The 23681-nt window shown below is 63.3% G+C and carries 19 protein-coding genes; 13 read left to right on the top strand and 6 right to left on the bottom strand.

Annotated features, from left to right (window positions below; translation table 11 throughout):
• The first annotated feature begins 11 nt into the window (after nt 1–11).
• Both NX775_RS01675 and NX775_RS01670 read left to right on the top strand, forming a co-directional pair.
• Entirely contained in the window at nt 12–1010 is a 999-nt protein-coding gene (locus NX775_RS01675) for a GlxA family transcriptional regulator (RefSeq protein WP_258834414.1), read from the top strand.
• A 335-nt stretch (nt 1011–1345) separates the two neighbouring features.
• Complete coding sequence (locus NX775_RS01670; RefSeq protein ID WP_258834413.1) at nt 1346–3544, top strand: OsmC domain/YcaO domain-containing protein; 2199 nt, start codon at nt 1346–1348, stop codon at nt 3542–3544.
• A gap of 378 nt (nt 3545–3922) precedes the next feature.
• Here the strand turns inward: NX775_RS01670 and NX775_RS01665 are convergent, their stop codons facing one another.
• From NX775_RS01665 to NX775_RS01650, 4 genes are all read right to left on the bottom strand, one after another.
• A complete protein-coding gene (locus NX775_RS01665; RefSeq protein WP_258834412.1) occupies nt 3923–4987 on the bottom strand; it encodes an OmpA family protein in 1065 nt (354 codons plus the stop codon).
• A gap of 896 nt (nt 4988–5883) precedes the next feature.
• Nucleotides 5884–6396, bottom strand: a complete 513-nt coding sequence (locus NX775_RS01660; RefSeq protein ID WP_258834411.1) for a hypothetical protein — start codon at nt 6394–6396, stop codon at nt 5884–5886.
• Nucleotides 6397–7406: 1010 nt separating this feature from the next.
• Nucleotides 7407–8222, bottom strand: coding sequence for an ethanolamine ammonia-lyase subunit EutC (eutC, locus tag NX775_RS01655; RefSeq protein ID WP_258834410.1), 816 nt, complete (start codon nt 8220–8222; stop codon nt 7407–7409).
• Between the two features lie 10 nt (nt 8223–8232).
• Complete coding sequence (locus NX775_RS01650) at nt 8233–9624, bottom strand: ethanolamine ammonia-lyase subunit EutB (RefSeq protein WP_258834409.1); 1392 nt, start codon at nt 9622–9624, stop codon at nt 8233–8235.
• 234 nt (nt 9625–9858) lie between these two features.
• Between NX775_RS01650 and NX775_RS01645 the strand changes: the two genes are divergently transcribed.
• Nucleotides 9859–11202 carry a TonB C-terminal domain-containing protein gene (locus tag NX775_RS01645; RefSeq protein WP_258834408.1) on the top strand — a complete coding sequence of 448 codons (1344 nt, stop codon included), beginning with the start codon at nt 9859–9861 and terminating at the stop codon, nt 11200–11202.
• A gap of 54 nt (nt 11203–11256) precedes the next feature.
• Nucleotides 11257–11616 (top strand): H-NS histone family protein, encoded by a 360-nt coding sequence (locus NX775_RS01640; protein ID WP_258834407.1) that lies wholly within the window; start codon nt 11257–11259, stop codon nt 11614–11616.
• Nucleotides 11617–11634: 18 nt separating this feature from the next.
• Here the strand turns inward: NX775_RS01640 and NX775_RS01635 are convergent, their stop codons facing one another.
• Nucleotides 11635–12315, bottom strand: coding sequence for a hypothetical protein (locus NX775_RS01635; RefSeq protein ID WP_258834406.1), 681 nt, complete (start codon nt 12313–12315; stop codon nt 11635–11637).
• Between the two features lie 236 nt (nt 12316–12551).
• Here NX775_RS01635 and NX775_RS01630 point away from each other — a divergent pair, with 236 nt between their 5' ends.
• The 9 genes from NX775_RS01630 to NX775_RS01590 all read left to right on the top strand — a co-directional run bounded on the left by NX775_RS01630 (nt 12552) and on the right by NX775_RS01590 (nt 22939).
• Nucleotides 12552–15353, top strand: a complete 2802-nt coding sequence (locus NX775_RS01630; RefSeq protein WP_258834405.1) for a TonB-dependent receptor — start codon at nt 12552–12554, stop codon at nt 15351–15353.
• Between the two features lie 84 nt (nt 15354–15437).
• On the top strand, nt 15438–16547 hold the full coding sequence (locus tag NX775_RS01625) for an esterase-like activity of phytase family protein (protein ID WP_258834404.1): 1110 nt from the start codon (nt 15438–15440) through the stop codon (nt 16545–16547).
• A 110-nt stretch (nt 16548–16657) separates the two neighbouring features.
• Nucleotides 16658–17278 (top strand): thermostable hemolysin, encoded by a 621-nt coding sequence (locus NX775_RS01620; RefSeq protein WP_258834403.1) that lies wholly within the window; start codon nt 16658–16660, stop codon nt 17276–17278.
• Nucleotides 17259–18725 carry an AMP-binding protein gene (locus tag NX775_RS01615; RefSeq protein WP_258834402.1) on the top strand — a complete coding sequence of 489 codons (1467 nt, stop codon included), beginning with the start codon at nt 17259–17261 and terminating at the stop codon, nt 18723–18725. Before NX775_RS01620 ends, NX775_RS01615 begins: the two co-directional genes overlap by 20 nt.
• An 11-nt stretch (nt 18726–18736) precedes the next feature.
• Nucleotides 18737–19408 (top strand): iron-containing redox enzyme family protein, encoded by a 672-nt coding sequence (locus NX775_RS01610; protein ID WP_258834401.1) that lies wholly within the window; start codon nt 18737–18739, stop codon nt 19406–19408.
• A 1-nt stretch (nt 19409) separates the two neighbouring features.
• Nucleotides 19410–20228, top strand: coding sequence for an SDR family oxidoreductase (locus NX775_RS01605; protein WP_258834400.1), 819 nt, complete (start codon nt 19410–19412; stop codon nt 20226–20228).
• Nucleotides 20225–20875, top strand: coding sequence for a tetratricopeptide repeat protein (locus tag NX775_RS01600; protein WP_258834399.1), 651 nt, complete (start codon nt 20225–20227; stop codon nt 20873–20875). Before NX775_RS01605 ends, NX775_RS01600 begins: the two co-directional genes overlap by 4 nt.
• A gap of 22 nt (nt 20876–20897) precedes the next feature.
• Entirely contained in the window at nt 20898–21563 is a 666-nt protein-coding gene (locus NX775_RS01595; protein ID WP_258834398.1) for a response regulator, read from the top strand.
• Nucleotides 21560–22939 (top strand): sensor histidine kinase, encoded by a 1380-nt coding sequence (locus NX775_RS01590; protein WP_258834397.1) that lies wholly within the window; start codon nt 21560–21562, stop codon nt 22937–22939. Before NX775_RS01595 ends, NX775_RS01590 begins: the two co-directional genes overlap by 4 nt.
• A gap of 5 nt (nt 22940–22944) precedes the next feature.
• On the opposite strand, the gene NX775_RS01585 is transcribed toward NX775_RS01590, so the two are convergent.
• Nucleotides 22945–23676: a transporter substrate-binding domain-containing protein gene (locus NX775_RS01585; RefSeq protein ID WP_258834396.1), complete on the bottom strand. Its 732-nt coding sequence runs from the start codon at nt 23674–23676 to the stop codon at nt 22945–22947.
• Nucleotides 23677–23681: the final 5 nt, after the last annotated feature.

Here is a 23681-nt window from a genome sequence, read left to right as displayed (position 1 = left end):
ATAATCGGGCCATGCCTGCTATCGCGCCCGCCTTACTCCACAAAAAAGTCGCCGTCATCGCCTTCGAGGGCATTACGCCGTTTCACCTGTCGGTGCCTTGTCTGGTGTTCGGTAGCCGCGTGGTCGACACCGATGCGATGTCGTTCGCGATCACTGTCTGCGCGCCGCAGGCGGGCACATTGTCGACCTCTGCCGGATTCGCGATCGCAATCGATGCCGATCTCTCGGCAGTCGACGAGGCTGACATCATCGTCATGCCGTCCTGGCACGCAGACGGGCGCAGCGCACCGGACAACCTGCTTGACAGTGTGCGCCGCGGCCATGCGCGCGGCGCCACGGTTGTCGGCTTGTGCCTGGGCGCCTTTCCGCTGGCACAGGCCGGCCTGCTCGATGGGCGAACGGTGGCAACGCACTGGGAGGCGGCAGACATGCTCGCGCAGCACTATCCCCGACTTGCCGTGGATCGGCATGTGCTGTACGTGGATGATGGCGACATACTGACGTCGGCGGGCGTTGCCGCCGGCCTCGATTGCTGCCTCCATCTGCTGCGGCGGTTGTGTGGTGCCGAGGTCGCCAATCGTGTCGCAAAGCACATCCTGGTTGCGCCGCACCGTGACGGCGGACAGGCGCAGTTCATCGAGCAACCGTTGCCGGACGACGCTGCGGCAGGGCGTTTCGCCCAGTTGCTCGAGTGGGTCGGTCAACATCTGCACGAGGAGCACAGCATTGACATGCTGGCCGAGCGTGCTGCCATGAGCCGGCGCAATTTCACACGTCATTTTCGCCTTGCTACCGGAACCTCCTTCAAGCAGTGGTTGCAGAACCAGAGACTGATCCATGCGCAGCGGCTGCTTGAGGCAGGGGACTTGTCAATCGAGCGCGTCGCGCACGCAGCCGGATTCGGCACGGCGCTGTCGCTTCGGCAGCACTTCAAGGCAGCCCTGCGCATATCGCCTTCCGACTACCGCAAGCGCTTTCGGGCAAGTAGCGTTGAGCAGGCTGAAACCTGATCACGTCAATCGCTGGAAAGGTTGTCGCAGGATCGCTTGGAGAGGGTCAGCTCTTTTTCGGTAAAATGTAACTAACCAACATTTAAGTAGAGGAAAACATACACCCCACGTTAGCAGCGGGGCAGACTTTGGGGCACATGGAACTGTGACCAGATCACGTGATTATCACGCCCGCCAGCGACGATCTGGCACTGCAATAATGCTAAAATGGCGCGCTGTGTGCCTGGCGCCAGTGACTGGCAGCTGACATGCAAGTGTCTGCATAATAATAAAGCCCTGTTTTTACAGGGCTTTATGTTTTTGAACGATTTTGAGCATTACTGAGGAAATCTGCGATGGAAATTAAGGTCAACTTTCTCGACAAACTTCGTCTTGAGGCGAAGTTCGATGACTTCACGGTGATTGCCGACCAACCCATCCGCTACAAGGGTGACGGTTCGGCGCCGGGCCCGTTCGATTATTTCCTGGCTTCGTCGGCCCTGTGCGCGGCGTACTTCGTCAAGCTGTACTGCGATACGCGCAACATCCCGACCGAAAATATCCGTCTGTCGCAGAACAATATCGTCGACCCGGAAAACCGTTACCAGCAGATTTTCAAGATCCAGATCGAGCTGCCTGCCGATATCTCGGACAAGGACCGCCAGGGCATCCTGCGCTCGATCGACCGCTGCACGGTCAAGAAAGTGGTGCAGGCCGGCCCCGAGTTCGTCATCGAAGAAGTCGAGAATCTCGACGCCGATGCGCAGGCCTTGCTCACGCTGCAGCCATCGACCGATTCGCGCACCTATATCACCGGCAAGGACCTGCCGCTCGAGCAGACCATCGCCAATATGTCCGGCATGCTGGCCGACTGGGGCATCAAGATCGAGATCGCCTCGTGGCGCAATATCGTTCCGAACGTGTGGTCGCTGCATATCCGCGACGCCCATTCGCCAATGTGCTTCACCAATGGCAAGGGCGCGACGAAGGAAAGCGCACTGGCGTCGGCACTGGGCGAATACATCGAACGCCTCAATTGCAATCACTTCTACGCCGGTGCGTTCTGGGGCGAAGACATCGCCAACGCACCGTTCGTCCATTACCCGAACGAGCGCTGGTTCAAGCCAGGCCCAAACGATGCGCTCCCGGCGGAGATTCTCGATGCCTACAGCCTCGAGATCTACAACCCGGACGATGAACTGCGTGGCTCGCACCTGATCGACACCAATTCGGGCAATGCCGCGCGCGGCATCTGCGCACTGCCGTATGTGCGCCAGTCGGACAATGAGGTCGTGTACTTCCCGACCAATCTGATCGAGAACCTGTACGTCAGCAATGGCATGAGCGCCGGTAACACACTGGCCGAAGCCCAGGTGCAGTGCCTGTCCGAGATTTTCGAGCGCGCCGTCAAGCGCGAAATCCTCGAAGGCGAATTGGCGCTGCCGGACGTGCCGCAAGAAGTGCTGGCGAAATATCCTGGCATCGTGGCCGGCATCGCGGCGCTGGAAGAGCAGGGCTTCCCGGTGCTGGTGAAGGACGCATCGATGGGCGGCACGTACCCGGTCATGTGCGTGACGCTGATGAACCGCAAGACCGGCGGCGTGTTCGCCTCGTTTGGTGCGCACCCGAGTTTCGAAGTGGCGCTGGAGCGCAGCCTGACCGAACTTCTGCAAGGCCGCAGCTTCGAAGGCTTGAACGATTTACCGCAGCCGACGTTCGCCAGCAATGCCGTCACCGAGCCGAACAACTTCGTCGAACACTTCATCGATTCGAGCGGCATCGTCTCGTGGCGCTTCTTCAGCGCCAAAGCCGATTTTGACTTCGTGGAATGGGATTTCTCGAGCCAGGGCGAGCACGCCAATACCGAAGAAGCGGCGACGCTGCTGGCGATCCTGGCCGATATGGGCAAGGAAGTCTATACCGCCGTGTACGACCAGCTTGGCGCGACCGCGTGCCGTATCCTGGTCCCGGGTTATTCCGAAATCTATCCGGTCGAAGACCTGATCTGGGATAACACCAACAAGTCGCTGCTGTTCCGCAGCGATATCCTGAATCTGCATCGCCTGGACGACGACAGCCTCGAAGCGCTGATCGATCGCCTGGAAAACAGTGAGCTCGACGAGTACTCGGATATCGCCACGCTGATCGGCATCGAGTTTGACGAGAATACCGAGTGGGGCCAGCTGACCGTGCTCGAACTCAAGTTGCTGATTCATCTGGCGCTCGGCCAGCTGGAGGATGCGCATGAACTGGTCGGTGCGTTCTTGCAGTACAACGACAACACCGTCGAACGCCGCCTGTTCTATCAGGCGATGAATGTGGTGCTGGAAGTCTCGCTCGACGACGATCTGGAACTGGATGATTATGTCGCCAATTTCCGCCGCATGTATGGTGACGAGCGCATGGACGCGGTGCTCGGCTCGGTGGACGGCAGCGTGCGCTTCCATGGCCTGGCCCCGACGAGCATGGCGCTGGAGGGACTCGAGCGTCATCACCGCCTGATCGACAGCTACAAGAAGCTGCACGCAGCGCGGGCGAAAGCGGCAGCCCGCTGAGCTGGTGACGGGGCGGTTCGCGTTGCTGTCTACCGTAAGTGGGACTTGCGGAAATAGACGTGACGCGGGGTGCTGCGGTGCCTCGCTAAGCCCTGCTGATTTTGCCAATCGCTGCAACTGGCCCTGGGATCAGGATCGTGACCGGCAGTTTTCAACCTTGGGCGAGCCTCAGCCCAAAAACTGATGGCCGCCTCTGATTGCGCGGTTCCGTAGCTCGATTTCCCAATCGCTGTCTAGAAGGACCGCTGTCGACCGGTTGAATCCAAGACCCTAAGCAGACGTTCAGAAGGTTGGGTCTAGCACTTTATTGAGGGCCGAATCTTTCAAGGGCATTCGTGATGGCAGCTTGCAAGCGGATCTATAGATTCTTATCCATGATTACGTACGCTTGACCAGCTCGACGCGCCGATTCTTTGCACGTCCCGTATCGTCGTTGTTATCCGCCACCGGCTTGGTATCACCTAGGCCTAGAGTACTGAGGCGCTCCTTAGCGATGCCTGTAGCAATCAGTGAGCCCATTACGGCGTCCGCACGCTGCTGCGACAATGTCTTGTTGTGAGCCGGATCACCAACATTATCCGTATGGCCCTCAATAGTCAGATTCAAGGAGGGGTTCTTATCCAACAGTTTTGCAATCTCATCCACTGCAAGTTTGCCATCCGGCCGGATACCCGCTTTGTCGGTATCGAAGTTGATATACAACGCAACGTGCCCGTCCTTCCCCAGCGCGTTCCACATCTCGTCGGCCTTGATGAAACTGACTCGCTGCTGCATAGGTTTTTCTTCCAGTGTCGTGACGCTGACATTCAAGCCATCGTCAAACACAGAGAAACTGAGCCAGATGTTCCTGTCAGGCGCACGCAGCAGGTATTGCGCATATACCGGAACGTCTCCCGGTAAATCTCCCGGAAGGTTGGGTAGGCGCAATCGCTGGAGGATGGATTTGGTATCGCCATTGCGCGCGACGAATACTGGATCGGCAGGGCCCACTGCGTCTACGCGGAGTGCGCCGAGCGCTCGAAACGCGCTGTCGTAGTTGCGGTAGGCCTCCAACAATGACATTTTTACTACACTTAGCGGGAACCAGCGCTGCTGGTATCGGCCCTCGACAGAACGCAGTTCATTGCCCGAAATCACATAAATCTGGTCGAATTGCTGTTCCTCGTTATGATAGCCCTCCGTTCCCGCTGGCCTGTCAACGTAGGGAAACGCTGGTAGTTTGGTCGACGTTATAGGCACGCTTTGCAAATCAAACGGTGTGACGGCACTGCTGCTGGCTGGGTTGCCAATCGGTGTCGCTTGCGAACGTGCGCGTGTTGAATCTGCTGTCGAGGTCGTAGACGCCGCCGTTGTCTCTGCAGTAGTGGCGTCATCGCGCTTACAGGCGTTTAAAGAGATAAGTGCAGCGAGAGCCGCTGTCGTAATCTTAGTGACGTTAGACATTAATATTTTCTTGGAAAGTTTCAGAGTTATTGTATGCACTAGTAGTTAAGATAATTGAATGGCCAACACAGCTTGATATACAACGCCGTTCAACTTTTGAATCTGGAGGAAAAGTCTACCTAACTAGTGCCACGATAAAAGCACACATACTTGCTGTCTAGTAACAAGTCGCATTAAATAGGATACGAATTGGAGACGACGTACAAATGGCTGCACGGTTAATCAAGGGCCGCTTTTAGCGGAAATAGGCCAGCTGACCAAGCTTAGCAGAATGACAGGATGAATCCAATAGCCGCCGCGACAGACCGGAAACGACCCAAAGCAGCCGTTGCCTAAGCGGTGACGAGTTAACCGGGCATCATCAAATCCAATTGCTGAAATCCCACTCTTTTGGAAGTCGGCTTAGGATCTCTTCTTTCGGGATCGGAAGGCGATTTGCGTCGATGGCAAGCCGAATGAATCGCTTAAGAAGATACTCAACGGGAAGATGTGATGAGTTCGACAAAAAAACAGTCCTTAGTTTTGTCGCGCACTTCACAATCCCATCAACGTCGTTGCAGTCAAGAAGAGATATGGAGAAAGGCGCATCAAAATCAGAACGGATTCCTCCATTCACTATACGAAACTTGGCATCGAGTGTATCCAACCATGCTTCGTACTCGTCCAATCCACCTCTGCCCATAACAAATGCCTCACTTTTTGCGCACGCGAACTGCGCCTACTGTTTCCAATCTATCTTTACGCATTAGCTGAAGCGATGCAATTGCAGCTTGCGTCCAAGGTCTGCTTCTGGCCGAACCCGGCCGTTCGGCCGAGCATAGCAGGTTGCCAAGTTGAAAATCCAGCAATGGCCCCGACAGGCAGCTGTCGACCCAAAGCGGACCTAGCGGCGTCGCTCAGGAGCGCGCGGTTGCCAACGGCTTGGCGTCTGGATATCGGTTCACGAACGAATCGATAGCCTGGGCGGGTAGGTTGATTAGAATCGTTCCACTGCTGTCCCAGCAGACGATTTCGAACAAAGCGCCTTCCAACTGCGGTTCCGGCTCCGTACCATCCCAATACCGTGGATTGTCCTCGACGTACGGTGCCTGAGCTGGTATCGGGCGAAGCCCCTTCGGTACCGCACTAAATACTGCCCAGATAAATTGAATTTCATGGGCATACAGGAATGCCGCGAGTTTGTCGCCCGTGAACCATTGATCATCCGGCCGAAACCCCGGTGGCCTCCAATTCGTTTCGATGTCGCTGACGTACCAGTCATAGTCCTGCGGCGCAATGTTGGCGGCCTCGAAAATGTCGCGCATGTTGGTATACATCCGGACCTGATCGGTTTTTTCTAAGATAAGATTTGTCATTTTTCTCTTTAACTCTTGACCGCTGAGGAACCGCTTCTGGCCGAACTTGGCCATTCGCGTCAGCTTAGCAGGTTGCCGGCTGGAAAACTCACCGACTGTCTGGACAGGTAGCTGTCGGCCCGAAGCAGACATGCCTTGCATATGGCCGTTTGTTAACCCTACGGCGATATCAAGTGTGCCGCCTTAAGCACACGACGATCATTGTCTAACGCTACGAACCAGGCCTCGTCTACGATTGACAGCTGATTTTCGAACCACAGTCGCTCCACGCATCGGTCGATACAAGCGTCGTTAACGTACCGACGATACCCCTTGCCTTGATGCTCACGTGTATTGGGCGGACCGAAGAGAGCGACCACCTTTTCTTCGCTGTCGCCTTTTTGTACTTGGGCCATAGCTGCTTCGCCACGATGCGACTCGTACGAACAGGTAGTCATATATCCGACGGTAACCAACGCAACCGCAGCTCCAAAGGACCATGTTTTCATTTTTGATCGATTTATCGAAATGTCTAAATCTGCTAGCAGCGCTGCGATGTTAACGTCCGCTCTTGGCCGAATCCGGCCGGTCGAGCCAGCATCGCAGGTTGGCAAGTTGAAAATCCAGTGGTAGCCGCCACAGGCCGGTACCGACCCATAACGGAACTACCTTGGTTGAGAGAATAGGGCCTTATTCCGGGCAGATTAGAAACTGATCGGTACTCGTCAACTGCTCCAAGAGGTACGCACACGCCTCGTCTTTAGTTGAGAGCGATGCCAGCAAGAAGGCGTCCGTCGTTCGATGTAAATCACCTGAAACACTCCGTTGCCTTCTTCGAGCGAAAACGAGTCGTCGGAAAATCCGTGCCCATATGGACCGAATCGATACTAACGCGACGAGACACCATGATTGTTCAAGGCCTGCGCAAGCTCCGCTTTGTCCATGATCCCTTGTTCGTGCGTTGGTCCGCTCTTGGCCGAAATAGGAAGCTCATCAGGCTAATTAGCTCAGCAAGGATTAGTGGCCTCCGCAATTCACAGCCGTGGTTGCGGCAATTCCCAAAACGTCACATTTATTCTAGAAAGTCACAGCAGGAACACCTGCCTGCCGCCACCCGGCAGCACGTCATCCTGCGTCGTTTCGTCCTTGAGTGCCACGCCGCTCAACTGCCGCAGTTGCGCCTGCTCCAGCAGATAATGCAGCCTGGCAGCGGCTTGGATATAACCCAACCCCGCCGGCCTGACGTTCGAGATGCAGTTACGGCGCTCGTCCGTCAGGCCGACGCGTGGCGCCCAAGTCATGTAGATGCCCATGCTGTCCGGTGCGCTCAGGCCCGGGCGTTCACCAATCAGCACAATGACGATCTTCGCCCCCAGCAATTCACCGACTTCATCACCCACGGCGACGCGGCCTTGCTGGACGATCGCCAGCGGCGCCAGCGCCCACGCTTCGGCGGCAAGCTGCAGATGCAGCGCTGCGAGGAAGGGCGCGGCATTCTGCGCGCTCGCGTGTGACGACAAACCATCCGCCACGACGATGGCCAGGTCGCAGCGGCGGTTGCCATCGTCACTATCGGTCAGAAGCGCGCGTGATGGCGCATCGAGCCGCCGCCCCAGATCCGGCCGCTGCAGATAAACGTTGCGATTCGCAGCCGCGCTGTGGAGCAGGAGCGGCGGGCCCGCGCGCGGCCACGCTGCCTGCAGAGCTGGCATAAGCACGTCGGTATCGAGCGGGAGATGCACGGCGTCACGCGCCCGCGCATGCGCGAGCTGAAAGTCCAGCTGTGCGCCTGTCGGCTGGCTGATGCCGGCGGCGCCCAGCGCAATGCGGGCATCGGTGAACTGGCGCAACGCCTGCCACGGTGCGGCGCCGGCAATGGGGTCATCAATCGAATCGGACATGGGAGCAACCTCAGGATGACTGCAGCAGTGCGCGCTGGAATGCCGGGGGTACGGTCCGCCCCAGCTCGAACTGATCATCGCCCTTGAATATACCCATTGCGCGCAACCACGCATCGAATTCAGGCGCCGGCTGCAGCCCGAGCGCGCGGCGCGCATACAGGGCGTCGTGGAAGGACGTCGTCTGATAATTGAGCATGATGTCGTCCCCGCCCGGAATACCCATCACGAAGGTGCAGCCGGCCGTGCCCAGCATCGTCAGTAGCACGTCCATGTCGTCCTGGTCGGCTTCGGCGTGGTTGGTATAGCAGACGTCGCACCCCATCGGCAGGCCGAGCAGCTTGGTGCAGAAATGGTCTTCCAGGCCGGCGCGGATGATCTGCTTGCCGTCGTACAGGTATTCCGGCCCCATGAAGCCCACCACGGTGTTGACCAGCAGCGGCTCGAACGCGCGTGCCACGGCATACGCGCGCGCCTCGCAGGTTTGTTGATCGACGCCATGGTTGGCATTGGCCGACAGCGCGCTGCCCTGGCCGGTCTCGAAATACATGACGTTGTTGCCCACCGTGCCACGGCCCAGCGACAGGGCGGCGGCGCGGGCTTCGCCGAGCAGCGCCAGGTCGATGCCGAAGCTGGCGTTGGCCGCTTGCGTGCCGGCGATCGACTGGAATACCAGGTCAACCGGCGCGCCGCGCCCGATCGCCTCGATCGTATTGGTCACATGCGTCAGCACGCATGACTGGGTGGGAATGTCGTAGCGGCTGATGATATCGTCCAGCATCGTGACGAGCTTGACCACCTGCGCGACATTGTCGGTGGCCGGATTGATGCCGATGACCGCGTCGCCACTGCCATGCATCAGACCGTCGAACAGACTGGCCGCGATGCCTGACAGGTCGTCGAGCGGGTGGTTCGGCTGCAGTCGCGTCGACAGCGTGCCGGCCAGGCCGATCGTATTGCGAAAGTGCGTGACGACGCGGCACTTGCGCGCCACCAGCACCAGGTCCTGGATGCGCATGATTTTCGAGACGGCTGCCGCCATCTCGGGTGTGATGCCAGGGGCGACGCGCGCCAGCACAGGCCCGTCGACTGCGTCGCCCAGCAGCCACTCCCGGAAACTCCCCACGGTCAGGTGGCGTATCGGCGCGAACGCGGCATCGTCGTGGCTGTCGATGATCAGGCGCGTGACTTCATCGGTTTCGTACGGCACGACGGCGTCGTTCAGAAAGGTGCGCAAGGGCAGGTCGGCCAGTGCCATTTGCGCGGCAACGCGTTCTTCGGCGCTGCCTGCGGCAACACCGGCGAGATGGTCGCCCGAGCGCGCGGGTGTGGCCTTGGCCAGCAGGTCGCGCAGATCGGCGAACCAATACGTTTTGGTGCCGACGACGTGGGATATCCGGGGCATGAAGCTGGTCCTTCGCTTGTAGGGGGCGATGCCGGGCGATTGCGGTGCACGACGGTGGCATTAGCAGCGATAGTGCCACAGGTCGGTCGTGTTCAGGGCGCGTGGCGACGGCGTCAGCGGTGTGATAGCATCGCCGCTGATCTTGCACCATTGGCAACTCGCCTCCATCACACCGACCCCGACCGATCCGACAATGTGAGAACCCCTTCCGACACGCCTGCTTTTTCCTGGCGAATGCGCCTGGCACTGCTGTTATCCCTGGTGATCCACGCTCTGCTGCTGAGCATTCCGCTCGAGGGCGATGTGTTCGGGCTCCCGGGATTGCGCATGCCGTGGGAAGAGCGGCGCCTGGCCGCGACTGAATTGAATGTCAGGCTGGCGCCGGCGCCAGCCGCAGCACCAGCCGCAGCACCAGCGCCGCCGCCCGCATCCGTGGCGAAGGCTGAAGCACCGGTCGCCGCGAGCCAGCAGACCCCGCCAGCCGTTCCAGCAGCAACCGCGCCTGCGCCCTCGGTACCGCAAGCGCCGGTCACCAGGATCCAGCCAGCGCCAGCGCCGACACTACAGAACGACGACGCGGCGGGTGCACGCATCATCGCGCTCGATGACGACAAGCGGGAGACGGCGATCGAGGAAGAACACGTGCGCCAGCAGGTTGTTCAGCGCGAGGCCGCGCGCGCAGCGGCAGCCGTAGCGGCTGAACAGCAGCGGACTGCCGAGCTGGCAGCACAGGCACAAGCACAGGCACAGGCACAGGCACAGGCACAGGCACAGGCACAGGCACGCGAGCAAGCTGCGCGGGACGCGCTGGCCAGCGCCGAGGCGGCGCAACGCGACGCCGAACGTGCCGATGCAAAGCGCCTCGAGGAAGCGAACCGCAATGCGGCGGCCCAGCGTGAGGCTGCCCGCGCAGAAATCGCCCGTCAGGAACAGGCCAAACGGGAAGCGGCGCGTCAGGAACAAGCCCGTCTTGACGCCGCCCGTGCTGAAGCAGCCCGTGCTGAAGCAGGCCGCCAGGAGCAGGCGAGAATGGCGCAACAGGAAGCAGCACGCCAGGAAGCAGCCCGCCAGGATGCGGTCAGGCAGGAAGCGGCACGCCTCGCACAGTTGCCGCAAACGCCGGCGGCGCCCGTGCAAACCGCACAGGAAGCGCAGCGTGAAGAGCGCCTGCGCGCGATCGGCCGGCAGTTGAACCAGGAGGCCGCGCAGCGTGACGCCGCCGGCGGGCAGCGTCGCGGCTGGCTACTGGGCCGCGCCGACGCGAATGCGGACCTCGTGGCGTACGCCGAAGCCATGGGCCGCAAGATCGAGTTGAACATGAGCCTGAATGCCGTACGCGATATCGTCAAGCAGCCGCACCGGCAGCCGCTCGTGACTGTGGCCGTGCGCAGCGACGGTTCGGTGGAGCGGGTGACGTTCGTGACATCGAGCGGCGTGCCTGCGGTCGACGAGGCAATTCGCCAGATCATTGCCAGTCACGCGCCCTATGGACCGTTCCCGCCGGCGCTGGCGCGCCAGTACGATGTGGTGGAAATTCGCAGGACGTGGCTGTTCGATGTGGCGGTTCGCCTCCAGTAAGAGCACACAAACAGCATTCGATCGGGTCGCCAACAGGTGGTCCGGCATGTTAGGGTGCTGTTTTCATTCACCTTAAAGCAACCTGCAACCATGCAAGACCTCTCCAAATATTCGCTGGCCAAACTTCGCGCACTTGAAGAACAGGTCAACGATGCACTCAAAACCCACCATTTTCTCAGCATCAGCAAGGCGCGCGAACAGATCCTTCACATCGCCCGCAATGCCGGCCTGACCGAGAAACAGGTACTGGCGATCAAAGCGCCGGTGCCAGGAAAGCCGGCCGCTACTGCCGTCAGCTACACCAATCCCGACGATCCTGCCCAGCAATGGAGCGGTCGCGGCCGTCAACCGGCTTGGGTCAAGGCATGGCTTGCCGCCGGCAAGTCGCTCGAGGATATCAAGACGCCGGCTTGACCCGCGGCACGGTCAGCGTCAATCGCGCGCGGTACGCCATTCCTGGGCATTGACAGGCTGCTCGTGTTCATGCCCGCAGTTCGTGATTCTCTGCTTGCCGAATTTTTCGATCATGTCGATGCTCGTGGCCGGGGAGCGCTCGGTGATGCAATAGATACCGCCAGCCGTGACAACGCGCGTGCGTCGCGCGCCGTCGCCGCCGTCATTGACGAGTTCAACGATCTTGGGCGCTTCGTACCAGCGGCCCGGTGCGACTGCCGCCGCTTCTGCAAACCCACGGGCCATGCGGATCTGCGGGCTGTCTGGTGGCGCGACGATATATGCCTTGTTGCTCTTGCGCAGCGTGCGCTCGATGGCGCCCGCTTCGCGCAGGGCTTGCTCGACGCTCAGTCGTGCGCCACCTTCAACAGGCGTCACGTCACGACCATCGCCTGAAAGAGCAACGTCCGGCCCGGCGGTTGGCTGTTCGATGCCCGACGCTACCGCTTGGCCAGTCCGGGCGGCTGGTGCAGCGACCGTTGCGCGCCTGCGTTCCGCGGGAGCGGGGACATCGCGTGTGGCAGGCTGCGGCCTGCTGTCAGGCACCTGGACCCACTGGGTGAAGACCGCCTGTCGCTCGTCGTCAGGCGCTTGTTGGCGGCTCGCCTGCCATGCGGCCAGCAGGGCGGCGTGCAGCAGCATGGCGACGCCGATGCCCAAGACGCGATTCTCGGAAGATGACAATGATGGCGGTCGTGAGTACATATCCGCCAAGTATAGTCAGCGCGGTACGTCAATTATTCGCACATTCTCACATTTCACGGACGAGTCAATCCGAGGGAAAATTTTTCTGGTGTATTTATGTCAACTGGATGGCATCATGCTGCGTTATGAAGACACATTTCAGGCGCCGCCGGTCGCGGCGCGCCCGATCCATGCAGACTCCAGGAGAACGAATGCGCCGTTTGAACCTCACGCCGGTATGTGCCGCCATCATGCTGTTGTCCTCGTATGGCGCCCCAGCCTTCGCGCAGGCCGTCACCGACTCGCCGGCTCCGGCACCACAGACGCCGGCCCCGCAAGCGCCGGAAGCACCTGCTGATGCAGCCCAGGCAGCGCCGGCCGCACCTACCGTCATCAAGGTCACTGGACTGCGCCAGAGCCTGCGCTCGGCCGAAGACATCAAGCGCGATGCGGCGCAGGTGGTCGATGCGATCAACGCCGACGATATCGGCAAGTTCCCCGACCGTCATGCGGGCGATGCGCTGCAGCGCGTGGCGGGCGTGCAGGTCGGGCGCGATCGCGGCGAGACCAGCAACGTCACCATCCGCGGCTTGCCCGACGTCGCCACGACCCTGGACGGCAACGAGATCTTTACCGCCGCCGGTCGCCGCCTGGCGTACCAGGATTTGCCGGTGCAGTCGATCGGCGGCATGGAAGTCTACAAATCGGCCACCGCGAACCAGTTCGAAGGCGGCATCGCCGGCGCCGTGAATATCCGCCTGCGCGCACCGTTCGACGCCAAGGGCTTCGTGGCCACCGGCTATGTCGAAGACCGCGTCAACCAGATCAACGGCAGCGGCAATACGGCCGACAAGCACAGCCCGGGCGGCGGCTTTTTGGTCAGCAACCGCTGGGACACCGATGTCGGCGAGATGGGCGCGCTGTTCGACGTCGCCGTCAACCGCGACAACTGGGCCTATCCGGTGCAGTACAACGACCGCCCGTCGAACGTCTTCTCGGTGCGCCCTGACGGCAGCGCCACGCGCCTGGGCGAATCGGCGCCGTTTGCACCGCTCGCCCCTGGCGAGGTGCTGGGCCAGCTGCCGCATATCGGCGGCACCTACAACGAAGGCGCGCGTGAACGCCAGAGCGTGCACGGCGCCTTCCAGTGGAAAATCAATCCGCGCACGACGGCCACCGCGCAATACCTGGGCATGGGGTACCAGGGTCGCAACGCCGTCAACTACGCGTTCTCGAATGTCGGTTCGGCCCCGCGCCTGAGCGGCGTGACGCTGGGCCAGCAGTCCAATGGCTGCGCGACGTCGCTGGGCGTCATCTGCCCGATCCTGTCGGCGACCGCGCCGGCCGCGCAGTTCGGCGGCGCCAACGACTGGGAGCCATACACGGCCACCAGCACCTGGGGCCAGAACGAACGTACCGCCACGCACTACCTGAACCTGGGCCTGAAGTACCTCGAGGGCCCGCTGTCGGTCGAGTCGCAGGTGGGCTACACGCGCTCGAAATTCGTCAACGACACGCTGATCGTCGACCAGCAGGCGCCTGGCGTGAGCGCCAATGTGTACGCGTATGGCGCCGACGGCCATGGCGGCTTCAATGCGATCACCAAGGGCGGCAACGCCAACGTGCTGCAAGACCCGAATGCCTATGTGCTGCGCGGGATGGTGCAGAACTGGAACGAGCAGGCCGGCACCCAGCTCCAGTGGCGTACCGACGCGGTGTACCGCGTGCCCGGCGACGGCGCCTTCAAGGCTCTGCTGGGCGGCGTGCGGCTGTCGTCGCGCAAGGCGAGCTACCATGGCGCCGAAGGTCATGCCGACTTTACCGGCGCGCGCCCGACGCCGATCGGCGCCTTCGGCCCGGCCTTCCAGCACCTGGTGCCGGGACTAGACCGGCTGGGTGGCGCCTGGAGCGCGCCGTCGGCGGACTTCCTGATCGACCAGGCCGACGCGGTGCGCAATGGCTATAGCCTGGCCAGCGGGCGCATTGCCGAAGACCCGGCGCGTGCGTTCGACCAGAAAGAGCAGAACGTCACGCTGTATGCGGCGGGGCGCTGGGACCATGAGATCGCCGGCGTTGGCATCAAGAGCGAAGCCGGCGTGCGCGTCGTGCGCGTGAACCGCGACCTGCGCGGCCAGAGCCGCATTGGCGACGTGATCACCGACATCGACCAGTCGACGTCGGAAACCAATGTGCTGCCAAGCGCCACGGCGACGATCGGCTGGCGCGAGAACCTGCAGTCGCATCTGTCGGTCGGCAAGACGATCACGCGGCCCGAGTTCGGCGCGCTCAATCCGTCGCTGTCCTTGATTGCGCCGACGGTCAACGTGGCGGGCAGCGGCGGGGCCGGCAATCCATTGCTGGAGCCGACCAAATCGACCAATCTCGACGCCACGCTGGAGTACTACTTCAAGAAGAACGGCTACGCGCAGATCGCGCTGTTCCACCGCGATATCGATGGCTACCAGCAAAGCTTCACGCAGGATGAAACGATCGACGGCCAGCTGTATCGCGTGACGCGCCCGCAAAATTCGGGCAAGGGCCGTCTGCGCGGCGCCGAATTCGGCATCCAGAAATTCGCCGACTTTTTGCCGGGCGCCTGGAGCGGCCTGGGTGCGCAGTTCAACGCCACCTACATCGATGGCGACAACCAGTCGCGCACGGCGTTCGACAGCGACCAGTTCACGACAACGGCGCTCACCGGCGTCTCGCGCCAGAGCTACAACTTTGCGCTGCTGTACGAAGGCAGCGGCTTCACCGGCCGCCTGGCCGCCACGCGCCGGGGCGATTATGTCGAGCAGATCGCCGAAGCGCCGTTTGGCCAGGACCGCGTGGTCAAGGCCGCAACCTTCGTCGACCTGAGCATCGGCTACGAGATCAACGACAACGTGTCGCTGCAATTTGACGCCATCAACCTGACGCGCACGAAGTATGAAAGCGCGCTGGGCCAGTACCAGCCGCGCGATATCCGCTACAACCCGACGACATATGGCGTGAGCCTGCGTTTCAGGATGTAAGGCAGGGCGGGCTGGCGGCAGGGCCGGCGCTTGAGGGATAATGGCCGTTTGCCGGCGGGTGCGCCGGGATTCACGCAGACTGCCATGACCTTCATTCGCCGGCTTTTCGCCATTTCTGCTGCGCTGCTGCTCACTGCCTGCAGCACGCCTTCTCCCAACCTGCGCCTGATCGGCACCGCGCAACTGGCGGGTGACATGCGCGTCGGCGAGACGCGCGTCGGTGGTTTGTCCGGCATCGATTACGACAGCGTGACCAGGCAATGGCTCATCATCAGCGACGATCGGGGCGTGCATGGTCCGACGCGTTTCTACCGCGCCCGCATCGATTACGACGCGCAACGCGTTGCGGGCGTGCAGATCACCGGCATGCAGCCGCTGGTGCAGGCTGGCGGCGCGCCGTATGCGCGGCGCGGCGAGCCCGGGCAGGTGGCCGACCTGGAGACGCTGCGCATCGATCCACTTGAGCGCAGTCTCTGGTTTGCCGGCGAAGGCGATCGCGCCGCGCGCTCGCCGATGCTGTTGGCCCGCACCGGCATGGATGGCACGCCTCTCAGCGCGCCGCCATTTCCCGCAGCGCTGCAGATCCAGCCCGATGCGCCAGCCGGTGGGCGCAGCAATGCGGGGCCGGAGGGCCTGAGTTTCAGTGCCGATGGCCAGCACCTGTGGCTGGCGATGGAAGGTGCGTTGATCCAGGACGGCCAGGCGTCGGCGCCGGGCGAGGGCGCGCTCGCGCGCTTGAGTCTGCTCGACCGGCAGGGCCGCATCCTGGCGCAATACGCGTACCCGCTCGAGCCGGTATTGCCGCCGGGCCGCCCGGGCGGTTACAGCGAAAACGGCATTGCCGAGATCCTGGCCATCGGGCCGCACCGCCTGCTGGTGATCGAGCGCGCCGGCCGCCAGACAGCGCAGGATTTTATGTTCGATGTGCGCGTGTACGACGTCGACCTGCAGGGCGCCACCGCGCTCGACCCGGACGCGCCGATTGCCGCTGGCGTGCGGCCGGCCGTCAAACGCCAGTTGCTGGGCAATGCGCAGCTGCCGGCCGGGTGGTCCGACAATTACGAGGCGATGGCATGGGGGCCCAGGCTGGCCAACGGCCACCGTTCACTGGTGATTGCCTCGGATAATAATTTCAGGGACGGGCCGTCGCGCTTTCTCGTCTTCGATGCCGGGGCCGACAGTGCCTGGCGCTAAGCACCGGCCACGGGCTGTCCCGCTGACCCTCCGCACTGCCGGCGTCGATTAATCTGGCCTTAATGTTGCCCCCATAAGTTTCACCATGGGAACAACAAAAGGAGTGACCAGTGTCGACCACCATGCCATGCGCGACCCGCGCCAGCGCCACGCCACCCGCCGCAGCCGGGGCCGGGCGCACTCTTGAACTCGTGGCGCCGGACCATCCGGAACGCGCATCGCTCGAAGCCTTCATCGCCGCCGAGTTTGCCCGCGTCTACGGCGCCACCCTGCAGCATTTCTGCCATACGCTCGCCGGCCGTCGCGACAGCGCCGGGCGCTGGGTAGCGGCGCTCGGTTATTCGCTGGCAGGCGAAGGCCGGCTGTTTCTCGAACATTATCTGGACGGCCCGGTCGAGAGCGAAATCGGCGCGCGCACCGGCCGGCCGGTCGCACGCGGCAGCATCGTCGAAGTGGGCAATCTGGCCAGTACCGATGCGGGCGCCGCGCGTGCCCTGATCGTGGCCATGACGCACCAGCTGCATTGCCAGGGCCTGGTCTGGGTCACGTTCACCGCAACGCGCGCACTGCTCAATTCATTCGCACGGCTGCGGCTGGCACCGTCGGTGCTGGCGGACGCCGATCCGGCGCGCCTGGGGCAGGCGCAGGGGGCATGGGGCAGCTATTACGCGACCCATCCGCAAGTCATGTTCGGCAACATTGGATTCGGTCATGATCAACTGGCGCGCTAATCTCCCCCCAAGCGGCGCCGTGCTGGAAGGCGCGCACGGCAGCTGGAGCGCGAGCATGCTCATCGAGCGTGTCGAGGCGCTGGCACAACTGCTGCGGGCGACATTCCGCCCGGGCGCTGCGCTGGCGATCCTGGCCGACAACGGACCCGAATGGATTGCCATCGACCTTGCCGTGCACGAGGCAGGCATGACGCTGGTGCCGCTGCCATCGTTCTTCACGCCGCCCCAGTGGCGCCATGCGCTGACACAGGCCGCCGTCGATGGCCTGTTCTGCGCCGATGTGGCGCTGGCGGGCGCGCTCGGTTACACCACGGCAGTCGCCACGCCCGGCGCATTAGCGTTGCATGCGGGCCCCAGGCTGCCTTGCACCGTGCCGCACGGCGTGCAGAAAGTGACGTTCACGTCGGGCACCACCGCCCAGCCAAAAGGCGTGTGCCTGGGTTCCAGCCAGCAGTGGGCGCTGGCGCAGGTGCTGGCCGATGCCCTGGCCGGCCTGGAGATCCGGCGCCATCTGAACCTGCTGCCGTTGTCGGTCCTGCTTGAAAACATCGCCGGTACCTACACGGCCATGCTGTCGGGCGCGCTCAATATCAGCCTGCCGCTGGCCATGACCGGTCTGCGCGGCGCGGCGTCGTTCGATCCCGGTATCTGTCTTGCCGCCATTGCAGCCACGCGCGCCGAGAGCGTGATCCTGTTGCCGCAGATGCTGCAGGCGCTGGTGGCCGCGGTCCGGCCGGACGATCCACGCATTGCCAGTCTCAAGTTCATCGCCGTCGGCGGGGCAAGAACGCCCAAGGCGCTGATCGAAGCGGCGCAGGCCAGGGGTTTCCCCGTGTACGAAGGCTACGGCCTCTCGGAGTGCGGCTCGGTCGTGTCGCTCAATCTGCCGGGGCGGGCGCGGATCGGCAGCGCCGGCAAACCACTATCGAATCGCAGCGTGCGCATCGCGCCGGACGGCGAGATTGAAGTCGGCGGCGGCGTCATGGCGGGCTATTTGGGCCAGGCTTCGGGAGACCACGCGCCTGGCCAGGACACCTGGCTGGGCACCGGCGACATCGGCCATCTCGATGCCGACGGCTACCTGTACATCGACGGGCGCAAGAACAATGTGCTGGTCACCGCCTACGGGCGCAACGTGTCGCCCGAGTGGCCCGAGTCGCTGTTGCTCGGCACGGGCGTCATGGCCCAGGCGATGGTGGTCGGCGACGCCCGCGCTTACCTGGCGGCGGCCATCGTGCCGCTGCAGGCGGATGCGCCGGATGCGGTGATCGACGCCGCCGTCGAACGGGTCAACCAGGAGTTGCCCGATTATGCGCGCATCGGCGCGTGGTTCCGTACCGCGCCGTTCAGCGAAGCCGATGGCACCGCGACCGTCAACGGACGCCTGCGGCGCGACACGGCGCGCTTGCGCTGCGCGGCGCACATCGAACAAATTTACCAGTCCTGAAGGAGCAATGTATGCAGTTCTACGACATCCTGTGCCAGCACACCGAACCCCAGCGCCAGCAACTGCTTGGCACGCCGCTGATACAGCAGGCACTGACGGGCGACATCGACCTGGCCCAGTACGTGGCCTTCCTGACGCAGGCCTATCACCACGTCAAGCACACGGTCCCTTTGATGATGGCATGCGGCAGCCGGCTGGGTGACGAGCAAGGGTGGCTGCGCCAGGCCATCGCCGAATACATCGAAGAAGAAATCGGCCACGAGGAGTGGATTCTGTCCGATATCGCCGCCTGTGGCGGCGACCCGAAGCTGGCGCGCGATTCACGGCCGCTGCCGGCGACCGAACTGATGGTGGCCTACGCCTACCACGGGATCGACCGCGGCAACCCGCTTGGCTTCTTCGGCATGGTGCACGTGCTGGAAGGCACCAGCACCGCGCTGGCGACGCAGGCCGCGCAGACCATCCAGCTGCGCCTGGATCTGCCGGATGCCGCGTTCAGCTACCTGACGTCGCACGGCAGTCTCGACCTGGCCCATGTCGCGTTCTTCGTGAGCCTGATGAACCGGGTCGAGCGGGCCGCCGACCGCGAGGCGATCATCCACAGCGCGCGCATGATGTATCGCCTGTACGGCGACATCTTCCGCAGCCTGCCGCAGCGCAGCGCCAGCCTGGCCGGGGTCTAGCATGGCGCACATGAAATGGCGGCTGGTCCTGACCGGCGCGAGCGGAGGCATCGGCCAGGCGCTTGCGGTGGCCCTGGCGCCGTACTGCGCGTCGATGGTGCTCGTCGGCCGCAATCGCGGGGTGCTCGAGACGCTGCGTGCACGGCTTGGACCGCATCTGGTGCGGATCGTCGTGGGCGACGCCACGCAGGCGGCCACGCTTGACGCCGTGGTCGCGGCGGCGAGCGAGCTGGGTGGCGTCAATCTGTTGATCAACAACGCCGGCATCAATGACTTTCATGCGTTCCAGAGCCAGGATCCGGCGGCGCTGCGCAATCTGCTCGAGGTCAACCTGCTGGCGCCGATGCTGCTCACGCAGCGTCTGCTGCCCCAGCTGCGCAGCGCAACGAGCGCGCAGGTCATCAATGTCGGCTCGCTGTTCGGCTATCTGGGCTACCCCGGGTTTGCCGGCTACTGCGCCAGCAAGGCTGGCCTGCGCGGTTTCACGCAGGCGCTGCGGCGCGAGCTGGCCGATACCGGGGTCGAGGTGCGGCACTTCATCCCGCGCGCGACCCGCACGCCGATCAATGCCGGCCCGGTCGAGGCGATGAACGCCGAGATGGGCGTGGCGCTGGACGAGCCGGCCGATGTGGCGCGCCAGCTATGCGCGTTCATCGAAGGCTCGGCGTGGGAGCACAAGCCGGGGCTGAAGGAAGCGCTGCTGGTCCTGCTCAACCACCTGCTGCCGGGCTTGCCCGACCGGGCCATCCGCGGCCAGTTGCCTGTCATTCGCAAACACATGCCGGCGCCTGTCCGGCGCGCACAACCGAGGTCATCATGAAATTATCGCATCGCACACTCACCACATTCGTATTGGGCATGGCAGCCTTCAACGTTGCCCTGGCCGCACCCGCCGACGACGCCGTCAGTACGCTGCAACAACGCTGGGAACAAGTGAAGTACGGCGCGCCCGCCGGTGGGCAGGAGCGCGCATTCGAGGCGCTGAGCGCCGAAGCGGACACGGTGCTGTCGCGCTATCCCGACAGCGCCGGCGTGCTGATCTGGCATGGCATCGTCGTGGCCAGCCACGCCGGCGCCAAGGGCGGCCTGGGCGCGCTGGGCCTGGCCAAAACAGCGAAGAAGGATTTCGAAGCGGCGCTGCAGGCCGACCCGAAGGCGTTGGGCGGTTCGGCTTACACGAGCCTCGGGAGCCTGTATTATCAGGTGCCGGGGTGGCCGATCGGCTTTGGCGACAAGGACAAGGCGCGCGAGTACCTGCAGCAGGGGCTGGCGCTGAACCCGGACGGCATCGACGCCAACTACTTCCTGGGCGACTTTTTGTATCGTCAGGGTGACTTTGCCGGCGCCGAGCGCTGCCTGCGCAAGGCGCTGCAGGCGCCGGCGCGGCCTGGCCGCAAGCTGGCCGATGCAGGGCGGCGTGCCGAAGCCGAAGCGTTGCTGGCGCAGGTCGCGGCCAAGCGCAAATAACAACCTGCTGGAGACGCGCGGGATGCGAATACTACTTGTCGAAGATGACGAATCGCTGGCTTCGGGCCTGAAGCTCGCCCTCGGGCGGGCCTGTTACACGGTCGAGCACGTGGGCGACGGCGTGGCGGCGGTCGCCGCGCTGGAACACAATGCGTTCGACCTGGCCATCCTCGACCTCGGCCTGCCGCGCCTGGACGGCATCGATGTGCTGGCCCGGGTGCGGCGCGCTGGCAACGCCGTGCCGGTGCTGGTGCTGTCGGCGCGCGATGCGGTGCGCGACCGGATCGTCGCACTCGACCTGGGCGCCGACGATTACCTGATCAAGCCGTTCGATGTCGATGAATTGCTGGCGCGGGTGCGGGTACTGGAACGGCGCCGCGCCGGCCTGTCGGTCAACCAGCTGCGTTTTGGCGATCTGGCGCTGGATCTCGCGGGCATGGCGGTCAGCTGGAAAAACCAGCCGATCGATCTGCAGCACCGCGAATTCATGCTGCTTCGGCGGCTCGTCGAGCAGCCCAACAAGGTGTTTACCCGCAGCGAACTCGAAGCGTCGTTGTACGGCTGGGGCGAGGGCGTGGCCAGCAATGCCATCGACGTCTACGTGCACCATGTGCGGCGCAAGACTGACCCTGACCTTATCAAGACGGTGCGCGGGCTTGGCTACCGCATCGGGAATCCAGCTGCATGAGCGGGCGTCGCTATTCGATCCGCAGGCGCCTGATCGTGCGCACGATGGCGTGCATGCTCCTGATTCTCGGGGGTATCTCGCTGGCAGCCCACTGGTTTGCCCGCTACGAGTCCGAAGAATTCTTCAGCGCGCGCCTGGCCAGTTCGGCGCGCGTGCTCGAAACGCTGGTCGCCCACCAGCTCGAGACGGCCACCATCGGCGCGCCCATCGTGGTCCCGATTCCGCAGGGGCTCGGCTACTCGGGCGGCGCAACGCCGTATGGCCACCCGTACGAACACAAGATCGCCTTCCAGGTCTGGAACGCCGACGGGCGCCTGCTGGCCCGCTCGGCGTCGGCGCCGGAAGCGCCGCTCGGGCCCCTGGCGGCAGGCTATACCAGCAAGCTGCTGGGCGAGACCCTGTGGCAGGTGTTTGCCCTCAAATCGGGCCATGTGTGGGTGGTCGTGGCCGAGAAGGACGAGGTGCGCGAAGAGATGGTCGAGCAGCTCGGCGCGTCGGTGCTGGCGCCCGTCATCATCGGCGGCATCCTGCTGGTGCTGGCGGTCAACCTGGTGCTGGCGACGAACCTGGCGCCGCTGCGCACGCTGGCCGATGCGATAGCCCGGCGCGAGCCGGAGTCGCTCGAGCCCGTCGAGCTACCCGACCTGCCACGCGAGCTGGCGCCGGTGGTCGATGAACTCAACAGCCTGTTGCAGCGGGTCGCTGCGGCGTTCGAGCGTGAGCAGCAATTCATCGATGCGGCGGCGCACGAGATCCGCACGCCGATTGCGGCGGTGCAGCTGCATGTGCAGAATGCGCTGCGCGCGGCCAATCAGGCCGAGTGCGATGCGTCGCTTGGCGAGGCGGTGGGGGCGCTCGAACGCACGACGCAGCTGGCCGAGCAGCTGCTGACGTTCAGCCGGCTCGCGTCCGGCACCGACATGCAGTTGCAGCGCCAGGTTTCGCTGGCCGAAGTCTGCCGCGACGTGATGGCGCTGCAGGAACCCTTGCTCGACCGGCGCGGCCAGTCACTCGGCTTGTCCGCCACGCACGATTGCAGCGTGCAGGGCGACCCGTACCGCCTGCAGCAGCTGCTGCGCAACCTGATCGAAAACGCGTCCCGGCATGGCCTGGCGCGCGGCGACATCGACGTGGCCATCGATTGCAGCGAGGGCCAATGCCTGCTGCGTGTGTCCAACGATGGCGACCCGGTGCCGGACGAGGAAACGGAAAACGTGTTCCGTCCCTATTACCGGCTACGGCCCGGTGGCAAGTCGGGCGCCGGCCTGGGGCTGAGCATCGTGCGCCAGATCGCCGACCAGCACGGGGCCACGGTCATGATTGCCCGGAAGGCAGATGGTCAAGGCTGTGTGGTGACGGTGGCGTTTCCTCAGTAAGCATCTCAACGCGCTGGTGCAACCGATGCACCTTCGATGCCATGGCGCGCCAGCGCCTCGGCCACAAAACCGCTGGCTTTCATGGTGTCGATGAAATGCGCCAGAAATGCTGCGGCATCCTCGCCCCGGCTCTTTGGTGTGCCCATCGCCTGCTGGATGACCATGAAGCGTTCGCCGAGCAAACGCAGGCCGCCCAGGCGCCGCGCATCGGCTTCGAGTTGCTGGCGTACGCCGGCCGCCACGTCGGCGCCTTGCTCGATGAACGTGTCGACCACGGTCGGCGACGTTGGCGAGCGCACGATCTGCGCGTGCTCCAGGGTACGTGTGAGGTACAAATCATAGGCGCTGCCCTTGCCGACCACGACGCGGTGGCCGGCGGCATCGACCTCGTCGTTGGCGCCCAACGGTGAATCGTTGCGCACCAGGTAGTAGCCTTCGATCAGCACGTAAGGGGCGGTGAAGGCGATATGCTCGCCACGCAGCGGATCGATGGCGAAGAAGCCGATGTCGGCCTGTTCCGCCAGCACCACGTCCACCGATTTGCCGGCAGCATCGACCACGACCAGTTCCAGCTCCGCGCCAAGCAGCGCGGCAAAGCGTGTGGCCAGATCGACTGAAACGCCGCGCACGGCGCCGTCGGCGTCGCGGCGGGCGAGAATCGGATTGCCCAGATTGATCGCGGCACGCAGCGTGCCGGTGGGGGTGAAGGCCGAACGGAGGGAAGCGGTCAGTTTCATGGTCG

Origin of the sequence: Massilia aurea (genome assembly GCF_024753205.1) — a bacterium.
GTDB lineage: Bacteria > Pseudomonadota > Gammaproteobacteria > Burkholderiales > Burkholderiaceae_D > Telluria > Telluria aurea.
This window is presented reverse-complemented; position numbering and strand designations above follow the sequence as displayed.

Excerpts from the sequence above, each read along its gene's own strand:
- NX775_RS01675 (WP_258834414.1), top strand. The coding sequence starts at position 12 with ATGCCTGCTATCGCGCCCGCCTTACTCCACAAAAAAGTCGCCGTCATC.
- NX775_RS01670 (WP_258834413.1), top strand. The coding sequence starts at position 1,346 with ATGGAAATTAAGGTCAACTTTCTCGACAAACTTCGTCTTGAGGCGAAG.
- NX775_RS01665 (WP_258834412.1), bottom strand. The coding sequence starts at position 4,987 with ATGTCTAACGTCACTAAGATTACGACAGCGGCTCTCGCTGCACTTATC.
- NX775_RS01660 (WP_258834411.1), bottom strand. The coding sequence starts at position 6,396 with ATGGCCAAGTTCGGCCAGAAGCGGTTCCTCAGCGGTCAAGAGTTAAAG.
- eutC (WP_258834410.1), bottom strand. The coding sequence starts at position 8,222 with ATGTCCGATTCGATTGATGACCCCATTGCCGGCGCCGCACCGTGGCAG.
- NX775_RS01650 (WP_258834409.1), bottom strand. The coding sequence starts at position 9,624 with ATGCCCCGGATATCCCACGTCGTCGGCACCAAAACGTATTGGTTCGCC.
- NX775_RS01645 (WP_258834408.1), top strand. The coding sequence starts at position 9,859 with ATGCGCCTGGCACTGCTGTTATCCCTGGTGATCCACGCTCTGCTGCTG.
- NX775_RS01630 (WP_258834405.1), top strand. The coding sequence starts at position 12,552 with ATGCGCCGTTTGAACCTCACGCCGGTATGTGCCGCCATCATGCTGTTG.
- NX775_RS01625 (WP_258834404.1), top strand. The coding sequence starts at position 15,438 with ATGACCTTCATTCGCCGGCTTTTCGCCATTTCTGCTGCGCTGCTGCTC.
- NX775_RS01615 (WP_258834402.1), top strand. The coding sequence starts at position 17,259 with ATGATCAACTGGCGCGCTAATCTCCCCCCAAGCGGCGCCGTGCTGGAA.
- NX775_RS01610 (WP_258834401.1), top strand. The coding sequence starts at position 18,737 with ATGCAGTTCTACGACATCCTGTGCCAGCACACCGAACCCCAGCGCCAG.
- NX775_RS01605 (WP_258834400.1), top strand. The coding sequence starts at position 19,410 with ATGGCGCACATGAAATGGCGGCTGGTCCTGACCGGCGCGAGCGGAGGC.
- NX775_RS01600 (WP_258834399.1), top strand. The coding sequence starts at position 20,225 with ATGAAATTATCGCATCGCACACTCACCACATTCGTATTGGGCATGGCA.
- NX775_RS01595 (WP_258834398.1), top strand. The coding sequence starts at position 20,898 with ATGCGAATACTACTTGTCGAAGATGACGAATCGCTGGCTTCGGGCCTG.
- NX775_RS01590 (WP_258834397.1), top strand. The coding sequence starts at position 21,560 with ATGAGCGGGCGTCGCTATTCGATCCGCAGGCGCCTGATCGTGCGCACG.
- NX775_RS01585 (WP_258834396.1), bottom strand. The coding sequence starts at position 23,676 with ATGAAACTGACCGCTTCCCTCCGTTCGGCCTTCACCCCCACCGGCACG.